At 72.9% G+C, this 1789-nt stretch carries 1 protein-coding gene; it reads left to right on the top strand.

The window, feature by feature from the left end:
* The coding region (locus HHL10_RS29805) for a cadherin-like domain-containing protein (protein ID WP_169164060.1) at nucleotides 1–1789 on the top strand (1789 nt) is incomplete at both ends.

Here is a 1789-nt window from a genome sequence, read left to right as displayed (position 1 = left end):
AGCGCGGCGCTGTCGGTGAGCACGCTGACGGTGGACCACGGCACGGCGGCGCAGAACGCCGACGGCAGCTGGACCATTACGCCCGCGGCCAACTACCACGGCGCGCTCAAGCTCAGCTACGGCGTGAGCGACGGCAAGGCCACCACGGCGGCCACGCTGGGGCTGACGCTGGCCAGCGTGGAGGACGCCCCGGCGGCCAGCGGCACGCGCGCGCAGCTGGCCGCGGGCAGCGAGGACACGGCCTACACCGTCACGCTGGCGCAGCTGCTGCAGGGCTTCACCGACGGCGACGGCGACCGGCTGTCCATCACCACACTGACGGTGGACCACGGCACGGCGGCGCAGAACGCCGACGGCAGCTGGACCATCACGCCCGAGGCCAACTACAGCGGCGCGCTGGTGCTGAGCTACGGCGTCACCGACGGCCAGGCCACCACGGCGGCCACGCTGGGCCTCGCGCTCAATGCCGTCAACGACGCGCCGGTGCTCAGCGGGGCGCAGGCGCAGCTGGCCGAGGGCAGCGAGGACACGGCCTACACGGTGACGCTGGCGCAGCTGCTGCAGGGCTTTGGCGACGTGGACAGCGCGACGCTGTCGGTGGCGAGCCTGGCGGTGGACCACGGCACGGCCGTGCGCAACGCCGACGGCAGCTGGACCATCACGCCGGCGGCCAACCACCACGGCGCGCTCGTGCTGAGCTACCTGGTCAGCGACGGTCAGGCCACCACGGCGGCCACGCTGAACCTCACGCTGGCCGGCGTGGAGGACGCGCCGGTGCTCGGCGGCGAGCCCGCCGTGCTGGCCGCGGCCGCCGACAACCGCGCCTACACCGTGAGCCTGGCGCAGCTGCTGCAGGGCTTTGCCGACGGCGACGGCGACGCGCTGTGGGTCACCGGGCTGACGGTGGACCATGGCACGGCGCAACAGAACGCCGACGGCAGCTGGACCATCACGCTGGAAGCGGGCTACCTCGGGGCGCTGACGCTGAGCTACGGCGTCACCGACGGCCAGGCCACCACCGCGGCCACGCTGCTCACGCAGGTGGTGCCCGGCAACGACGCGCCGGTGCTCAGCGGCGAGCCCGCCACGCTGCAGCCCGGCAGCGAGGATGCGTCCTACACGGTGACGCTGGCGCAGCTGCTGCAGGGCTTCACGGACGTGGACAGCACGGAGCTGTCGGTGGCGAGCCTGACGCTGGAGCACGGCACGGCGGTGCAAAACGCCGACGGCAGCTGGACCATCACGCCCGAGCCCGACTACCACGGCACGCTGGTGCTGAGCTACGTGGTCAGCGACGGCGTGGACGGCACGCCGGCGACGCTGGCGCTGGAGCTCGGCGCGGTCAACGACGCGCCGGTGCTCGCCGGCGAGCCCGCCGTGCTGCCCCAGGCCAGCATGAACCACGCCTACACGGTCACGCTGGAGCAGCTGCTGCAGGGCTTTGCGGACGTGGACGGCGACCAGCTCTCGGTGACGCAGCTCACGCTGGAGCACGGCACGGCGGTGCAGAACGCCGACGGCAGCTGGAGCATCACGCTGCAGGAGAACTACCACGGCGCGCTGGTGCTGAGCTACGTGGTCAGCGACGGCAGCGCCAGCACCGCGGCCACGCTGGCGCTGGACGTGAACCCCGGCAACGAGGCGCCGGTGCTCAGCACCGAGCAGGCTTGGCTGCAGCCCGGCGCCGAGGACAGCGCCTACACCGTGAGCCTGGCGCAGCTGCTGCAGGGCTTTGCGGATGCCGAGGGCGATGCGCTGTCGGTCACGCAGCTGACGGTGGACCACGGCA

Origin of the sequence: Azohydromonas caseinilytica (assembly GCF_012927045.1) — a bacterium.
Lineage (GTDB): Bacteria > Pseudomonadota > Gammaproteobacteria > Burkholderiales > Burkholderiaceae_C > Azohydromonas > Azohydromonas caseinilytica.
This window is presented reverse-complemented; position numbering and strand designations above follow the sequence as displayed.